The sequence below is a fragment of the Reella acinonychis genome (assembly GCF_052828705.1).
Genome location: NZ_CM128256.1, coordinates 1661968 through 1677110 on the forward strand (window position 1 = coordinate 1661968; position 15143 = coordinate 1677110).

Genomic DNA, 15143 nt, shown 5'->3' on the forward strand with positions numbered 1-15143 from the left:
TGTATTCCGTAAAAAGTTCCGCATAAAATAAATTATTTATAATAGAGCTGCGACTTCGTCACTAATTTCACCATTGTGATACACATTTTGCACGTCATCACAATCTTCTAACATCTCGATCAAACGCAATAATTTAGGTGCTGTTTCTGCATCTAAATCCACTGTGGTTGATGGAATCATTGTCACTTCTGCATTATCAATTTTAATGCCTGCAGCTTCTAATGCGTCTCTCACATTACCTAAATCTTCCCAAGCAGTATAAACTTCAAAGCTACCATCATCTTGTGGCTGAACATCATCTGCACCCGCTTCAATCGCCGCTTCCATAATGCTATCTTCATCGCCTGAAGCAATCAAAATAAGTCCTTTTTTGCTAAATAAGTAACCCACAGAACCTTCAGTACCTAAGTTACCACCACATTTTGTAAAGCTTGGACGCACTTGTGAGATGGTGCGGTTTGCATTATCACTTAAACATTCAACCATTACAGCTGTACCACCTGGACCATAGCCTTCATAAACTTTGGTTTCCATATTGGTATCATCGCCACCACCTACACCGCGTTCAATTGCGCGATTAATGGTGTCACGAGTCATATTGCTAGAAAGCGCTTTATCTACCGCTGCACGTAAACGCGGGTTAGCACTCACGTCACCACCACCTAATTTCGCAGCGGTAACTAATTCACGAATTAATTTAGTAAAAATTTTACCGCGTTGTGCATCTTGTGCTGCTTTGCGGTGTTTAATGTTAGCCCACTTACTATGACCTGCCATTTGTCTTTTCCTTTTTTATTTATGTTCTTTCTTTATTCATATAAAAGAAAGCAATTACCTTAAAACTGCGGTGAAAAATCACGAAATTTTAACCGCACTTTGATTTATTACATATTTTTCAATTGCCGCTCGATTATTCCACGATTTAGTGAGTTGAGCAGCCTGCTGTGCTGGCAACCATTGATAAGCCAAATGCTCCGTCAATAATGGCTGCCATTGCTCTGGTAACGCCAATAAAAACCAATGCTCTTTACTGTGCGTTATATTGGGTGCGTATTTATACCGAAAATGAGGAAAAATTTCAAATTCTATCCATTCTCGGCAATCAATCAACTTTAATCCTTGTTGAACAATATCAATCCCAATTTCTTCTTTCACTTCGCGTAATGCCGCTTCATAAGGCTTTTCGCCTAAAGCAAGCGATCCGGTTACAGACTGCCAAAATGTCGGATCATCTTGGCGTTGTAACATCAATACTTGCTGCGTATTTTCCGCATAAATAACAACTAAAACCGAATTGGGATTTTTATATTGCATGGATTATTCTGATTTCAACACCTGTACCGCTAATTCCTGTAATGCTTGCGGATTTGCAAAGCTTGGTGCGTCTGTCATTAAACAAGCGGCTGCTGTTGTTTTCGGGAATGCAATCACATCGCGGATATTATCAGTGCCGGTTAACAACATGGTTAAGCGGTCTAAACCGAAAGCTAAACCGGCATGTGGTGGTGTACCAAATTTTAACGCATCTAATAAGAAGCCAAATTTTTCACGCTGTTCTTCATCATTAATACCTAAAATGCTAAATACGGTTTGTTGCATTTTCGGATCAAAGATACGAACTGAGCCACCGCCCACTTCATAACCATTGATTACCATATCGTAAGCATTTGCCACTGCACTTGTTGGATCGGCTTTTAATTGCTCTGGGCTGAAATCTTTTGGTGAAGTAAATGGATGATGCATTGCGGCTAAATTACCTTCTTCATCACGTTCAAACATTGGGAAATCCACAACCCACAATGGTTTCCATTCATCTAATTTGGTCAAACCTAAATCGCGTCCCACTTTTAAACGTAATGCACCTAATGCGTCAGTGACGACATTCCATTTGTCAGCACCAAAGAAAATAATATCGTTATTTTCCGCATTCACACGAGCCAATAATGCTTTTAATACGTCTTCTGAGAGGAATTTTGCGATTGGACTTTGTACGCCTTCTAATCCCGCATTCACATCATTAACTTTTAACCAAGGCAAGCCTTTGGCACCATAAATGCCCACAAACTGCGTATATTCATCAATATTTTTACGCGTTAATGTGGCACCATTTGGGACACGAATAACAGCAACGCGTCCATTGTCACTATTGGCAGGTTCGTTAAAGACTTTGAATTCAACCTCTTTCACTAAATCAGCAACATCTACAATTTCTAACGGGTTGCGTAAATCGGGTTTGTCCGAGCCAAAACGCAGCATTGCTTCTTGCCAAGTCATCATTGGGAATTTACCTAAATCCACACCGATAATTTCTTGCCATAAGCCGTGGATCATTTTTTCCATTACTTCACGCACTTCTGGCGCCGTCATAAAGGTGGTTTCCACATCGATTTGAGTAAATTCAGGTTGACGATCTGCACGTAAATCTTCATCGCGGAAACATTTTACAATTTGATAATAGCGATCAAATCCAGACATCATTAACAACTGTTTGAATAATTGTGGTGATTGAGGTAAGGCGTAGAATTTACCTTTATGCACACGACTTGGTACTAAATAGTCACGCGCACCTTCTGGTGTCGCTTTAGTTAACATTGGGGTTTCAATATCTAAGAAACCATTGTCATCCATATAACGACGAACAAAGCTGGTAATTTTCGCACGAGTACGCAGGCGTTGTGCCATTTCTGGACGACGCAAATCTAAATAACGATATTTTAAACGCTGTTCTTCTGTATTATTTTGATTGAAGTCTAAAGGCAATACTTCTGCATTGTTATAAACCGTTAATGCGCTGACCAAAATTTCAATTTCGCCTGTCGCCATATTTGGATTAATATTATTTTCACTACGCGCTGCCACAGTGCCTTTCACTTGAATACAAGCTTCATTACGCAATCCTGCTACAATAGCGGCATTTGCTGCATCGGTTTTATCTACGCTGACTTGCACGATACCTTCACGATCACGCAATAAAACGAAAGCCACATTAGGCAAATCACGAATACGATCTACCCAACCACTTAAAATCACTTCTTTACCAATATGTTCGCGGTTTAATGCTCCACAATAATTCGTACGCATCATATTCTGTATTCCTTCAGATTTAATTTAAAAATAACTGGCAGATTATAGCTGAAAATTTGTCAAACTTCCTCTAAAATAACCGCACTTTTTTACCAATTTATAAAATTATGATTAAAGATACGATTTTTTCTGTACCCATTGAGAATTTGGGCGATTTCACTTTTGATGAGAATGTGGCGGAAGTCTTTCCCGATATGATTCAGCGCTCGGTGCCAGGCTATTCCAATATTATTACGGCAATCGGGATGTTGGCAGAACGTTTTGTTACCGCCAATAGTAATGTGTATGATTTGGGCTGTTCACGCGGAGCGGCGACATTGTCTGCTCGTCGTCATATTCATCAACCTAATGTCAAAATGATTGGAGTGGATAATTCTGCGCCTATGGTTGAACGCTGTCGCCAGCATATCAATGCTTATCACAGTGAAATTCCAGTCGAAATTTTATGCGATGATATCCGCAATATTTCTATTGAAAATGCCTCAATGGTCATTCTTAACTTTACTTTGCAATTTCTTCCACCAGAAGATCGCAAAGCATTATTAGAAAAAATTTACCAAGGGTTAAATCCAAATGGGTTATTGGTGTTGTCAGAAAAATTCCGTTTCGAAGATAACACAACGAATGAATTACTTATTGATTTGCATCACCAATTCAAACGTGCCAATGGTTATAGCGAATTAGAAGTGAGCCAAAAACGTGCCGCTTTAGAAAATGTGATGCGAATTGATAGTATTGATACCCATAAAGAGCGGTTAAAAAACGTTGGATTTTCTCATGTGGAACTTTGGTTTCAATGTTTCAACTTTGGCTCAATGATTGCCATAAAATAACAAAAAGCTCACCATTGGTGAGCTTTTCTATTTATCTTTAACAAATTCTTGGTAAGGGTTCATTTGAAGGCAAGTCTAACAAACGACTTTGTCCAAAAATACCAATTAAACGGACTTTTTTGTCTTCTGTCACTTCGCCAATTACCGCCGCATCTTTACCTAATTCATGCTGTTTAAGTGCGGTTAAAATTTCAGGTGTTTGTTGCTTATCAGCTACTATCACTAATTTACCTTCATTGGCAAAATTTAATGCTTCCAAACCAAGCAGTTCACAAATGCCACGCACTTCGGTGCGTATTGGGAGCGATTCTTCCTCAATATGAATACCAAGTTGTTGAGTTTGCGCAAATTCATGTAATACAGCATTCACCCCACCACGCGTTGCATCTCGTACAGCTTTCACACCTGAAAACGAACGAATTTGATCAATTAATGGCGACAATACCGCACAATCACTTTGTAAATCGGTTTGAATACCTAAATTCTCGCGTAAATTCAAAATAGCTGCTCCATGATCGCCAATGGTACCGCTGACAATAATTTGGTCGCCCACTTCAATGCGATGAGCCCCCCAATCAATGCCTGTTGGAATCACGCCGATTCCACTGGTATTGATAAAAATTTTATCAACAGCGCCTTTCGGTACGACCTTGGTATCTCCAGTGACAATTTGCACATTCGCCTTTTGACAAGTTTCCGCCATGGCTTGAATAATTTGTTTTAATTCCGCTAATGGCAGACCTTCTTCTAATATGAAACCACAAGATAAATAACGAGGAATCGCACCACAAACTGCCACATCATTCAACGTCCCACAAACCGCTAATTTACCAATATTTCCACCGGGAAAGAAAATCGGGTCAATCACGAAGCTATCTGTACTAAAAGACAATTGTTGCCCTAAAGCAGTGAATTCATTTAAGGGTAAACGTGCTTGATCCTCTGCTTGCGCTAAAATCGCATTATCAAACGCAGCCAAGAAATAATCTTGGATCAATTGTTGCATTGCGGCACCGCCATTACCCTGTGCCATGGTAATAAAATCTGTCATATTACTCTCGTCTATATTGATAATAAGCGGCACAAGCCCCTTCAGAAGATACCATTAATGCGCCATAAGCATTTTCTGGCGTACATTGTTTGCCAAATAATGCGCAATCAATGGGCTTACATTTACCCACTAGCACATCGCCACAACGTGATAAAGGATCATCCGCCACCTGTTGAGGTGCCGCATTGAAATAACGTTCTGCATCAAAACGCTGATAAGCTGCAGTCAATTCTACGCCGGATTCAGCGATTTCACCTAAACCTCGCCATTCACTGCTGGCTTTCAGTTGGAAAACTTCTGCTAAAGCTTGTTGAGCCAATAAATTACCTTTTGAATTAACGATACGCTTATATTGATTTTCAACTTCGCAACGTTGCTCCACAAATTGTTCCACCAGCATAACAATGGCTTGTAACAAATCTAATGGCTCAAATCCTGTTACCACAAAAGGTTTATGATAAGTATGACATAAATCTTCATAAGGCTCTGTACCAATAATCATACTTACATGACCCGGTGCAATAAAGCCATCAATTTTCACTTGCTCCTGAGATAGTAAACTGCGCAAAGTTGGGATAATGGTAATATTTTGGCAAACCACCCAGAAATTTTGCACATCTTGTTCTTTGGCTTTTTGTAACGTAATGGCAGAACTTGGCATAGTCGTTTCAAAACCGAGCGAGAAGAAAACCACTTTTTTATCGGGATTATTTAGCGCAATGTTGAGTGCATCAAGAGGAGAATAAACAATGCGTACATCAGCTCCTTTCGCTTTCACTTCCAACAGAGATCCCGAACGACCACGCACACGCATGGCATCACCAAAGGTACAGAAAATCACATCAGGACGTTGTGCAATTTCAATACATAAATCAATACGCCCCATGGGTAATACACAAACAGGGCAACCCGGTCCATGAATAAACTCAATGCTTGGTGGCAATAGGCGATCTAAACCAAACTTGAAGATCGTATGTGTATGCCCACCGCACACTTCCATTAAATACAAAGGATTTTTTTCCGTAAACTGCGGTAATTTTTGCATGAGTTTTTGCAAACGCTCAACGAGTTTTTTGGCTAATACGGGATCGCGAAATTCATCAACAAACTGCATTATTGCCCCCAATTACTTCTGATTTAACCAATCTAACCAGGCTTGCAAACCTTCTCCTGTTGTGGCTGAAAGCATTAAAATCTCAATATCAGGGTTCACTTGTTTTGCATAATCCACGCATTTTTGCACATCAAAATTCAAATATGGCAACAAGTCAATTTTATTTAAAATCATTAACTTAGATGCAGCAAACATATGCGGATATTTTAACGGTTTATCTTCTCCCTCAGTAACAGAAAGAATCACGACTTTCGCTTGTTCACCTAAATCAAATTCAGACGGACAAACTAAATTGCCCACGTTTTCAATAAATAATAAGCTTTCTGGTTGAGGACAAAGTTTAACCAGCGCATCACCAATCATTTGAGCATCTAAGTGGCAGCCTTTGCCTGTGTTCACTTGTAATGCCGGCACGCCTGTTGCACGAATACGATCTGCATCATTTTCAGTTTGCTGATCCCCTTCAATCACATAGCAAGCACGTTGCTCTTTTAGCGCGTTTAAGGTGGTTGTTAATAAAGTAGTTTTACCAGAGCCCGGACTCGAAACAAGGTTGAACACAGAAATCTGATGTTTAGCAAAGAATTGACGGTTAATATCAGCCAATTGATTATTTTTACCTAATACATCCTGCTCTACTCTTAATAAGCGTTTTTGGTGCGCTTGTTGTTCTTCCGAATGAAAAGTGGAATGAGAAAAATCAGGAAATTTCACCGCACTTTTTGTATTAGATTGGTCATGAGAATGTGGAAGTGCGCCAATTCGCACTTGATCAGGGTGTCCACAACCACAGGTTGTACACATAAGGATCCCTCCTAAAAAATAATGGATAAATAGTGTTGGCTAATATAGCACTTATTCTTGGCACTGATATTGATAGAGATCACAAAACAAAAATTTAACAAAATTTTTTAACGCTCAATGCTGAATGTATTAAATTGGCGTTGTCCTTGATAAGATTGTGTGATGACGTTTGTGACTTTTGCACTAGGCGAGCCCTGATGTAACCATCTTTCCAGTTCTGCTAGCTGCGCTTCACTTCCCTCCGCAACAACTAATACTGAACCCTCAACAAGATTTTTCACATAGCCTCGAACACCTAATTTTTTTGCTTGCTGCAAAGTATAAAAACGAAAGGCCACGCCTTGAACACGACCATAAACTGTAAATTGTTTTGTTATCATTGTTTTCCCTTATCAATTTGTTATTTATTTTTGCTGAATCTGTTATTTTTTTCTCTTTGACTATTTCCATTTAAGCAAAATTAGCATAGCATACTAGGGATTACTTTATTCATCATAAAGTGAAAATCTATCCATTTGTTTTAATCGTTCCTGAAGAAAGGAGTAAATATGAAATTTCGTCTTGCTACAATCGCTGCAACCGCATTATTAGCTACTTCAGCAAGTTTTGCTGGTGTTGTTACTAGCTCATCTAATATTGATTTTCTTGCAATTGATGGTCAAAAAGCAACAAAATCATTGTTAAAAGATGTGCGTTCATTCAATGTGAGTGATAACAATACACACCAAGTGGTTGTTCGTGTTTCTGAGATTGTACGCGCTGGTTCAGATCGTACTTTATTCGAAAGTGATCCCATCATTATTACATTCAAAGGCTCGAATGAAGATATCCAAATTTCAGCACCTCGCTTAAGTAGCCAAAATGATGTTGAACAATTCAAGAAAAATCCAACCATTGTGGTGAAATCCGCTTCAGGTCAAGCAGTTGAAACTAAACAAGATGTGTTAAAACAAGAAGGCTTTTTCCCTGGTCTTAACTTAATTGATAATTTATCTGACTATAATTCATCTGGTGCAGCAGCTTCTGTTGCTGGCTTAGCTTCAGTTACCTTACCAGCAACAATGGCAACACGTGATGCGAGCGGTAAAGTATCGAAAAACAAAGTGACTGTTCAAGGTGAAAATGCAGCGGAGCAAATGTTGCAATATTGGTTCCAACAAGCAGATAAAGAAACACAACAACGTTTCTTAAATTGGGCAAAATCGCAAAAATAATCCCATAATCTATTCAAATATAAAAGTGAGCATTGCTCACTTTTATTTTGTCTCTCTTTTGAAACAACCTCGTTCAAGGACAAACAATGCAAACCACCAGCAGAATGTTAAACAAAAGCAAAAAAATTGCGTTAGTGGCTCATGATCACCGCAAACAAGATTTAATAAACTGGGTTAAAAATCACCGCACTTTATTAGAAAATCACGATTTATATGGGACAGGCACCACAGGAAATCTTCTACAAAAAGAAACGGGATTACAGGTTCAGCCTTTATTAAGCGGCCCAATGGGCGGTGATCAACAACTAGGCGCAATGATTGCTGAAGGAAAAATTGATTTAATGATTTTTTTGTGGGATCCAATGAATGCGGCCCCTCATGATCCTGATGTCAAAGCCTTATTACGCATTGCAACCGTCTGGAATATTCCTATCGCAATGAATACCGCGAGCGCTGACTTTTTAATTTCCTCGCCATCATTTAACCAAGAAGTATCCATTGAAATTCCCGATTACCAAGGCTATTTACGTGAACGACTAAAATAATGTTTTTTTACACCGCACTTTTAGGGATAATACGCAGTAGCCATATTTACATTTGACTGAAAAACAGATTTGGAAGGAAGCAAAAAAGCCAATGTTAATTAAGCTCAATGAAAAAATTCTTACTGCGTTGCCTATCTTCATTGCGATGAATATTGCCGCGGTGTTGGTTTGGTTACTCAATATTGTCGTAGAAAGCACCCCTTTATTTTTGGGTATTATTGCTGCGGGATTAGTGGACCAAGATAATCGCCTATCAGGACGGTTAAAACATATTTTCTATACCTTAATTGCTTTTTCTATTTCTTCCATTACCACACAATATTTTCTGGAACGGGGAGCACTTTTCATCTTGTCAATGACAGGAATGACCTTCCTCTTTACTATGATTGGTGCGATTGGGCAACGTTATAGCACTATTGCTTTCGGTGCGCTGACAGTATCCCTGTATACCACCCTGACCTATTTCCCATCAATGCCTTGGTTTTTCAATCCATTGATGATTTTATCAGGCACCTTGCTATATAGCTTTGTAACCATCATTGTGCATTTATTTTTCCCTAATCGCCCAGTACAAGAACGTGTTAGCCGTTCTTTTATGCTATTAGCGGATTATTTAGATGCCAAAGCTGCATTCTTTGATCCTGATGATGTTGAACAAATTGAACAAAAACAACTCAATTTAGCCCTCAAAAGTGGGCAATTAATCAGCGCATTTAATGATTGTCGCACCGCATTATTTTATCGTATGCGAGGCAATAATCGTCATTCTTACACCACACAAATGAGCCGCTATTTTTTTGCTGCACAAGATATTCACGAACGCGCCAATTCAAGCCATTTTGACTATCAATTATTAAATTCACATCTAAAAAATACCGATTTAATTTTCCGCGTGTTACGTCTATTAGAATTGCAAGCCCAAGCTTGCCGAGATATTGCCCAATGTTTGCAACAAAAGCGTGATTTCCAAACCAATAGTCGCTTAGAGCGCGCCATCAGCGGCATTACGCAATCTTTCGAGTTATTTTGTCAGCACAACCATAACGCCAGAGTGCGTTCAAATGTCAAAACACTGATTGATAATTTGAAAAACACCCATTGGCAATTGCAATCCCTGTCGCAACAGTCCACCTTACCACAACAGGTTGATCAGTTAGAAAATAACCTTGAGGATACCAAAGGTATTAAACGCATAATTGAAGCCATTACTAGCAATTTCACCTTACAATCGCAATTATTCCGCCATGCTGTACGCTTATCAATTATGGTGTTTATTTGTTGTTGCATGGTTGAGATTTTCCAGCTTCAATCAGAACGTGGCTATTGGATTTTATTAACTGTCATCTTTGTTTGTCAGCCTAACTATTCCGCTACTAAACAACGATTAAAACAACGAATGATTGGCACCGTACTTGGCGTGTTGGTCGGCTCATGCCTGCCTTATATCGCTCCTACAGTAGAAATGAAATTAGGAGTGGTGGTCATCACAAGTACATTGTTTTATTTCTTCCGCGTCAACAATTATAGCTTCTCTACTTTTTTCATTACTATCCAAGTGCTTGCCACTTTCGATATTATGGGCTTCAATATTTATGATGCGACCTTACCGCGTTTAATGGACACCATAATTGGCATTATTCTTGCATGGTTTGCTGTTAGTTTCTTATGGCCTGATTGGAAATATTTGCAGCTTAGCAAAGTAATTCGCAGAGCCATTGCACATGACGCTCGTTATTTATTGCATATCATCGCCTACATTGAATTTGGGAAAGGGGATAATTTCAAATACCGTATTGCACGCAATAATGCACAAGACAGTGCCACAGCACTTTGCTCAACCATGACCAATATGAATAATGAACCAGTCAAATACGCACCTTACTTGCAGCAAGGATTTGAATTATTACGATTAAACACCGCACTTTTAGGCTATATTTCCGCGCTGGGCGCTTATCGCCACCATATTCAAGATGCAATCAAAGAACATCATTCCCTAGCTGAATTCTATCCAATTGCGAAAAAAATGGTGTATTTGTTAGAGCATATTCACCAGCTGAGTGAAACAGAATTCAACCATATTTTCCAACAAATTAAACAACGCCTTCAGCAAAATGATGACAAAAATGAAAGCAATGCGACATTCTATATGCCAATGCAGCAACTCTTTTTAATCAGTCAATTGCTGCCTGCACTTTATGTTGCAAGCCAACAAAAAATGGAACACAAAAATGAGATTACATCGGCTTAAAATTGCATTGCTTGGTCTGTTGTGCAGCTTTTCTAGTTATAGCTTGGATTTGCCAGCACAACGCACCACTTATCAGAAAATACAAGAGATCACTGTGCTTTCTCAGTCCGAAGCCACAACAAAACTTGCAAAGCAAATGTTAGCGCAGATTGAAGGCTATCCACTTTATCCTTATGCGCAATATTGGGTGCTTAATCAGGATATTGCCAATCTTAGCTTTGAACAAATTTTAAATTATCAACAACAAAATGCGGATTTGCCCTTTGCCGAACGCCTCAAAGAAAATTGGTTACGCCTACAATTTAATCAACAGAATTGGCAAGCCATTTTGCAACAGGCAAACCAGATTCCCAATACAAAAGCGAATCAGTGCTTACTTTTATTAGCGCAATGGGAACAAGAAAAAACAACGCAAAAATCCACCGCACTTTTACCGCAACAACAGCTTGAACAACTTTGGTTAACGGGCAATAATTTTGCTCCAGCCTGTAATCAGCTATTCAACATTTGGCAAGAACAAACTGGAATCAGTGCTGAATTAATGCAACAACGGGCTATTCTTGCCTTTGAGCAAAATAACCGCTCGGCGCTGAATGATTTGTTGCAATATCCGTTAGAACAACAATCCCTTAAGCTCACGCAAATGTTAATTGAGCTATTGAATTCACCGCAAAAATTAACGGATTATATTTCAGAACAATCAACCTCAGAAACCGAGAAAAACTTATTAGAAGGGCGAATTCTCCATCATATTATGCCAGCCTACATAAAAACGCTTAAAGCAGGTGATAACTGGAAATTCATGGAAGATATTGCCCAATTTGAACAATGGGCAACAGAGTGGAAATCGTCGTCTGAGCAACTCAATCAATGGAAACAGGATTATCTAAGCCATTTTTTTGATGTGGAAAATAGCGATTTTCAACATTGGCGTGATCAGCAATTACAACTGCTTAAATCAGATAAATTAACAGAACGCCGAATTCGCATGGCAATCCGAGAAAAACAACCTTTACAACCTTGGTTAGCCTTGTTGTCCGAAAAAGCCTTACAAAAAGAAGAATGGCAATATTGGACAGCGCAATATGAAAAAAAGGAAATCGCCCAAGGCAAATTAAAGCAGTTAAGCCAAACGCGAAGCTTTTATGGTTTATTAGCGGCTAGCCAATTAAATGTGCCTTATCAACCCATAATGGATGATTTGGAGAATAAAGCAGAAACGCCTATTGCCAGCGATAGCAAAGAAAAAATACCAGAAGCAAAAGTTGAAGAAGTTTTTGCACAACCGTTAGCAAGAATTCACGAATTAAAGGCGCTCAATGCAACGGATTATGCAAATAGCGAATGGTTTAATGTGCTCAAACAAGTAGATTTTGGGCAAAAGCTCGTGCTTGCTGATTATGCTTTAAAACAAAATTGGTACGATTTAGCTGTAGAAGCGACTATTCAAGCGAAAGCCTGGAGCTATGTCAGATTACGCTTGCCTAATGCCTATCCACGATGGTTTGATTTGCACCTAAACAATCTCAAAATTAACCGCACTTTTGCAATGGCAATCGCACGTCAAGAAAGTGCATGGCGAGCTAACGTGAAATCCCATGCCAATGCGCGTGGTTTAATGCAATTATTACCACAAACAGCGCAACAAACGGCCACTCAAGCCAAGCTTCCCTATCGCAACGAAAGCCAATTGTTTGATCCGTTCTACAACATTATGTTAGGCACAGCGCATTTACAGCAACTTTATGATAAATATGGTGATAATCGTATTCTAATTGCAGCGGCTTATAATGCGGGGCCTCATCGTGTGGATAAATGGCTTGCTAAAAGCCAAGGTAAGCTAAATATGGCGGAATTTATTGCCAGTATTCCATTTTATGAAACCCGTAATTATGTGCAAAATGTATTGGCTTACGACGCTTATTACCAAATTTTGCAGCAACAACCCCAACTTTTATTTTCAAAATCGGAAAAAGATCGTTTATACTAGATAACACTAGTTTAATAGTATTTCACATAGGGAGCCGATATGTATATTAGTCGTGATATGGCGCAATGGACTCAATTTGTTGATACCTTACGTGTCGCCTTTGAACAAGGTAAAGAGCAAGATTACCTCATGTTATTGCTCACTGCAGATGAACGAGATGCCTTAGGTTTACGCCTACAAATTGTGGCTCAGCTACTTAATAAAAATATCCCTCAACGAGAAATTCAGCAGAACTTAAATACCAGTGCTGCGACAATTACAAGGGGATCAAATATGTTGAAATTGATGGATCCTGAATTTTTAGGTTGGGTAAAATCACAAGTAGATGAACATCAACAAAATAAATAAATACTTCCCCAAATTCAACCGCACTTTGCTCAAAAAGTGCGGTCGATTTTTTCGTGTTTTTTTACTGATATATTTCTTAGTAACCCTATCTCTTCGATTTATTCCTGTGCCCTTCTCTGCTTATATGGTACAAGAGAAAATAGCGCATTTGTTTCAGCTTGATTTTGCTTACGACACAAAATATCAATGGGTGAGTTTAGATAAAATCTCACCATATATGCAGCTTGCGGTTATTGCTAGTGAAGACCAACGTTTCGCACAACATTATGGGCTTGATTTAGATGCCATTGAGAAAGCCTTGGAACATAATCAAAAATCCAAACGAATTCGTGGTGCATCAACCATTACGCAGCAAACCGCAAAAAACCTCTATTTATGGCATGGACAAAGTTGGCTTCGCAAAGGCATAGAAATTCCCGTTACTTTCAGCTTGGAATTATTATGGTCGAAACAACGTATTTTAGAGGTCTATCTCAATATTGCGGAATTTGGCGAGGGAATTTTTGGCGTGGAAGCCGCAAGCCAACATTACTTTAAAAAATCAGCAAAACAACTGAGCAAAAGCGAAGCTGCCTTATTAACTTCAGTGTTACCGAATCCGCTTATTTATAAGGTTGACAAACCCAATTTACACACGCGAAAAAAGCAAGCTTGGATTATGGATCAAATGGATAATTTAGGTTTGAATTATTTAACCAAACTATAAAAACTGCGGTATTTTCTACCGCAGTTTTTTAAATATCCACAAAGAAAAAACCCGAACAATCGTTCGGGTTTTTATTAACTAATCCAAAGATTAGAAGAATACGCGTAAACCAACACCAAATTTATTTTCTTTAGATTTGTTTGGTTCTGCATTCGGTACATATTCATGAGTTTTTGCATGAGCATATTCAACATAGGTTACAACGTTTTTGTTGAATTTGTAATCTACGCCTGCAATGTAAACATTTTGAACTGAGTCTTTCACATCTTCATTACGTTGCCATTGTAAGTAAACTGCAGATGGCTCAGTAACTTGGTATTTCGCACCCACTTCAACGAAGCGTGATTTACCAACAACATCATGACCTTCTTTCTCACGAGATTGACCATATTCTGCACCGAAAGAGAATGGACCATAAACCACTTCTGAAGCTACACGCCAGCCTTCAGTTTTAGCTGTTGTTTTTGATGAGCCAACTGATTCTTCTCTATCTACTGTGTAACCAGCGTTAAGATTGAATGTTAAACCTTCTGCTAAATCACGAGTATAGAATGCTGCTACACCATAACCATATTTGCCACCTTCTGCTTTCTTATCAGCGTTACCAAATAAATAGTCAACACCGAAGCTGAAGCCACTCCATTCTGCAGAACGGAATTTCACTGATTTATCAGCATGGTCTGTTAAGTTATTATTGCCACCGAAACGATAAGTATAGTCAACTAATTGAACATCATCGCTATTAGTTGCTTGGCGACCGAAAGTTAATGTACCGAGATTTTCATAGCTGAAACCAGCGAATAAATCTTCTACACGTACATCACCGAAAGTATTTTTGTTTTTGTCTTTTGTTTCATCAAAACGAAGTTGTAAACCTGCTAATGCGCCGAAGCCATTACCTAAGTCTTGGCTTGCATTTACGATAAGACGAGAACCGTCGTTACGTAAATCACCACGTTGTTCTTTACCTTCTTTACCTAAGAAAACACGAACAGAACCGTCGATATCAACTTTTGCACCGTTTTGGTTATAAACTGTTGCTGCGCTTGCTGAAGTAGCGGCTACCGCTACTGCTAATGCTACTAATGTCTTTTTCATAGTTTCATTCCTTTCAGAATTAATTATTATGTAATGTAACTTGAACTTTGTTAAAAACAATTTGTCCAAACTCAGTTTCTTTAAGAAACAGCCTGATATTGACAAAAA

At 38.8% G+C, this 15143-nt stretch carries 15 protein-coding genes; 7 read left to right on the plus strand and 8 right to left on the minus strand.

Annotated features, from left to right (window positions below; genetic code table 11):
- Positions 1 to 36: 36 nt before the first annotated feature.
- The 3 genes from ACUXZ4_RS08175 to aspS form a co-directional block, all read right to left on the minus strand.
- Complete coding sequence (locus ACUXZ4_RS08175) at positions 37 to 777, minus strand: YebC/PmpR family DNA-binding transcriptional regulator (protein WP_464972716.1); 741 nt, start codon at positions 775 to 777, stop codon at positions 37 to 39.
- Positions 778 to 855: 78 nt separating this feature from the next.
- A complete protein-coding gene (nudB, locus tag ACUXZ4_RS08180) occupies positions 856 to 1314 on the minus strand; it encodes a dihydroneopterin triphosphate diphosphatase (protein ID WP_464972717.1) in 459 nt (152 codons plus the stop codon).
- Between the two features lie 3 nt (positions 1315 to 1317).
- A complete protein-coding gene (gene aspS, locus ACUXZ4_RS08185; protein ID WP_464972718.1) occupies positions 1318 to 3084 on the minus strand; it encodes an aspartate--tRNA ligase in 1767 nt (588 codons plus the stop codon).
- A gap of 107 nt (positions 3085 to 3191) precedes the next feature.
- Between aspS and cmoA the strand changes: the two genes are divergently transcribed.
- Complete coding sequence (cmoA, locus tag ACUXZ4_RS08190; RefSeq protein WP_464972719.1) at positions 3192 to 3917, plus strand: carboxy-S-adenosyl-L-methionine synthase CmoA; 726 nt, start codon at positions 3192 to 3194, stop codon at positions 3915 to 3917.
- A gap of 37 nt (positions 3918 to 3954) precedes the next feature.
- On the opposite strand, the gene hypE is transcribed toward cmoA, so the two are convergent.
- The 4 genes from hypE to ACUXZ4_RS08210 all read right to left on the minus strand — a co-directional run bounded on the left by hypE (position 3955) and on the right by ACUXZ4_RS08210 (position 7266).
- Positions 3955 to 4968, minus strand: a complete 1014-nt coding sequence (gene hypE, locus ACUXZ4_RS08195; protein ID WP_464972720.1) for a hydrogenase expression/formation protein HypE — start codon at positions 4966 to 4968, stop codon at positions 3955 to 3957.
- Position 4969: 1 nt separating this feature from the next.
- Complete coding sequence (gene hypD / locus ACUXZ4_RS08200) at positions 4970 to 6082, minus strand: hydrogenase formation protein HypD (protein WP_464972721.1); 1113 nt, start codon at positions 6080 to 6082, stop codon at positions 4970 to 4972.
- A 12-nt stretch (positions 6083 to 6094) separates the two neighbouring features.
- Positions 6095 to 6886, minus strand: coding sequence for a hydrogenase nickel incorporation protein HypB (gene hypB, locus ACUXZ4_RS08205; protein ID WP_464972722.1), 792 nt, complete (start codon positions 6884 to 6886; stop codon positions 6095 to 6097).
- 107 nt (positions 6887 to 6993) lie between these two features.
- Positions 6994 to 7266, minus strand: coding sequence for an acylphosphatase (locus ACUXZ4_RS08210; RefSeq protein ID WP_464972723.1), 273 nt, complete (start codon positions 7264 to 7266; stop codon positions 6994 to 6996).
- A 168-nt stretch (positions 7267 to 7434) separates the two neighbouring features.
- Between ACUXZ4_RS08210 and ACUXZ4_RS08215 the strand changes: the two genes are divergently transcribed.
- The 6 genes from ACUXZ4_RS08215 to mtgA all read left to right on the plus strand — a co-directional run bounded on the left by ACUXZ4_RS08215 (position 7435) and on the right by mtgA (position 13937).
- Positions 7435 to 8100, plus strand: coding sequence for a curli polymerization inhibitor CsgI-related protein (locus ACUXZ4_RS08215; RefSeq protein WP_464972724.1), 666 nt, complete (start codon positions 7435 to 7437; stop codon positions 8098 to 8100).
- A gap of 86 nt (positions 8101 to 8186) precedes the next feature.
- Positions 8187 to 8645, plus strand: a complete 459-nt coding sequence (locus ACUXZ4_RS08220; protein ID WP_464972725.1) for a methylglyoxal synthase — start codon at positions 8187 to 8189, stop codon at positions 8643 to 8645.
- A 91-nt stretch (positions 8646 to 8736) separates the two neighbouring features.
- The gene (gene yccS, locus ACUXZ4_RS08225) at positions 8737 to 10893 is read left to right on the plus strand and encodes a YccS family putative transporter (protein WP_464972726.1); all 2157 of its coding nucleotides are present in this window, start codon (positions 8737 to 8739) and stop codon (positions 10891 to 10893) included.
- Entirely contained in the window at positions 10874 to 12883 is a 2010-nt protein-coding gene (locus ACUXZ4_RS08230) for a transglycosylase SLT domain-containing protein (protein ID WP_464972727.1), read from the plus strand. Before yccS ends, ACUXZ4_RS08230 begins: the two co-directional genes overlap by 20 nt.
- A 39-nt stretch (positions 12884 to 12922) precedes the next feature.
- A complete protein-coding gene (gene trpR / locus ACUXZ4_RS08235; protein WP_464972728.1) occupies positions 12923 to 13231 on the plus strand; it encodes a trp operon repressor in 309 nt (102 codons plus the stop codon).
- Positions 13215 to 13937 carry a monofunctional biosynthetic peptidoglycan transglycosylase gene (gene mtgA / locus ACUXZ4_RS08240; RefSeq protein ID WP_464974020.1) on the plus strand — a complete coding sequence of 241 codons (723 nt, stop codon included), beginning with the start codon at positions 13215 to 13217 and terminating at the stop codon, positions 13935 to 13937. The genes trpR and mtgA overlap by 17 nt, the downstream gene beginning before the upstream one ends.
- Positions 13938 to 14027: 90 nt before the next feature.
- On the opposite strand, the gene ACUXZ4_RS08245 is transcribed toward mtgA, so the two are convergent.
- Complete coding sequence (locus ACUXZ4_RS08245; protein ID WP_464972729.1) at positions 14028 to 15035, minus strand: porin; 1008 nt, start codon at positions 15033 to 15035, stop codon at positions 14028 to 14030.
- Positions 15036 to 15143: the final 108 nt, after the last annotated feature.

Bases quoted from the DNA above. Each gene is read 5' to 3' on its own strand.
- ACUXZ4_RS08175 (WP_464972716.1), bottom strand. From the start codon at position 777: ATGGCAGGTCATAGTAAGTGGGCTAACATTAAACACCGCAAAGCAGCA.
- nudB (WP_464972717.1), bottom strand. From the start codon at position 1,314: ATGCAATATAAAAATCCCAATTCGGTTTTAGTTGTTATTTATGCGGAA.
- aspS (WP_464972718.1), bottom strand. From the start codon at position 3,084: ATGATGCGTACGAATTATTGTGGAGCATTAAACCGCGAACATATTGGT.
- cmoA (WP_464972719.1), top strand. From the start codon at position 3,192: ATGATTAAAGATACGATTTTTTCTGTACCCATTGAGAATTTGGGCGAT.
- hypE (WP_464972720.1), bottom strand. From the start codon at position 4,968: ATGACAGATTTTATTACCATGGCACAGGGTAATGGCGGTGCCGCAATG.
- hypD (WP_464972721.1), bottom strand. From the start codon at position 6,082: ATGCAGTTTGTTGATGAATTTCGCGATCCCGTATTAGCCAAAAAACTC.
- hypB (WP_464972722.1), bottom strand. From the start codon at position 6,886: ATGTGTACAACCTGTGGTTGTGGACACCCTGATCAAGTGCGAATTGGC.
- ACUXZ4_RS08210 (WP_464972723.1), bottom strand. From the start codon at position 7,266: ATGATAACAAAACAATTTACAGTTTATGGTCGTGTTCAAGGCGTGGCC.
- ACUXZ4_RS08215 (WP_464972724.1), top strand. From the start codon at position 7,435: ATGAAATTTCGTCTTGCTACAATCGCTGCAACCGCATTATTAGCTACT.
- ACUXZ4_RS08220 (WP_464972725.1), top strand. From the start codon at position 8,187: ATGCAAACCACCAGCAGAATGTTAAACAAAAGCAAAAAAATTGCGTTA.
- yccS (WP_464972726.1), top strand. From the start codon at position 8,737: ATGTTAATTAAGCTCAATGAAAAAATTCTTACTGCGTTGCCTATCTTC.
- ACUXZ4_RS08230 (WP_464972727.1), top strand. From the start codon at position 10,874: ATGAGATTACATCGGCTTAAAATTGCATTGCTTGGTCTGTTGTGCAGC.
- trpR (WP_464972728.1), top strand. From the start codon at position 12,923: ATGTATATTAGTCGTGATATGGCGCAATGGACTCAATTTGTTGATACC.
- ACUXZ4_RS08245 (WP_464972729.1), bottom strand. From the start codon at position 15,035: ATGAAAAAGACATTAGTAGCATTAGCAGTAGCGGTAGCCGCTACTTCA.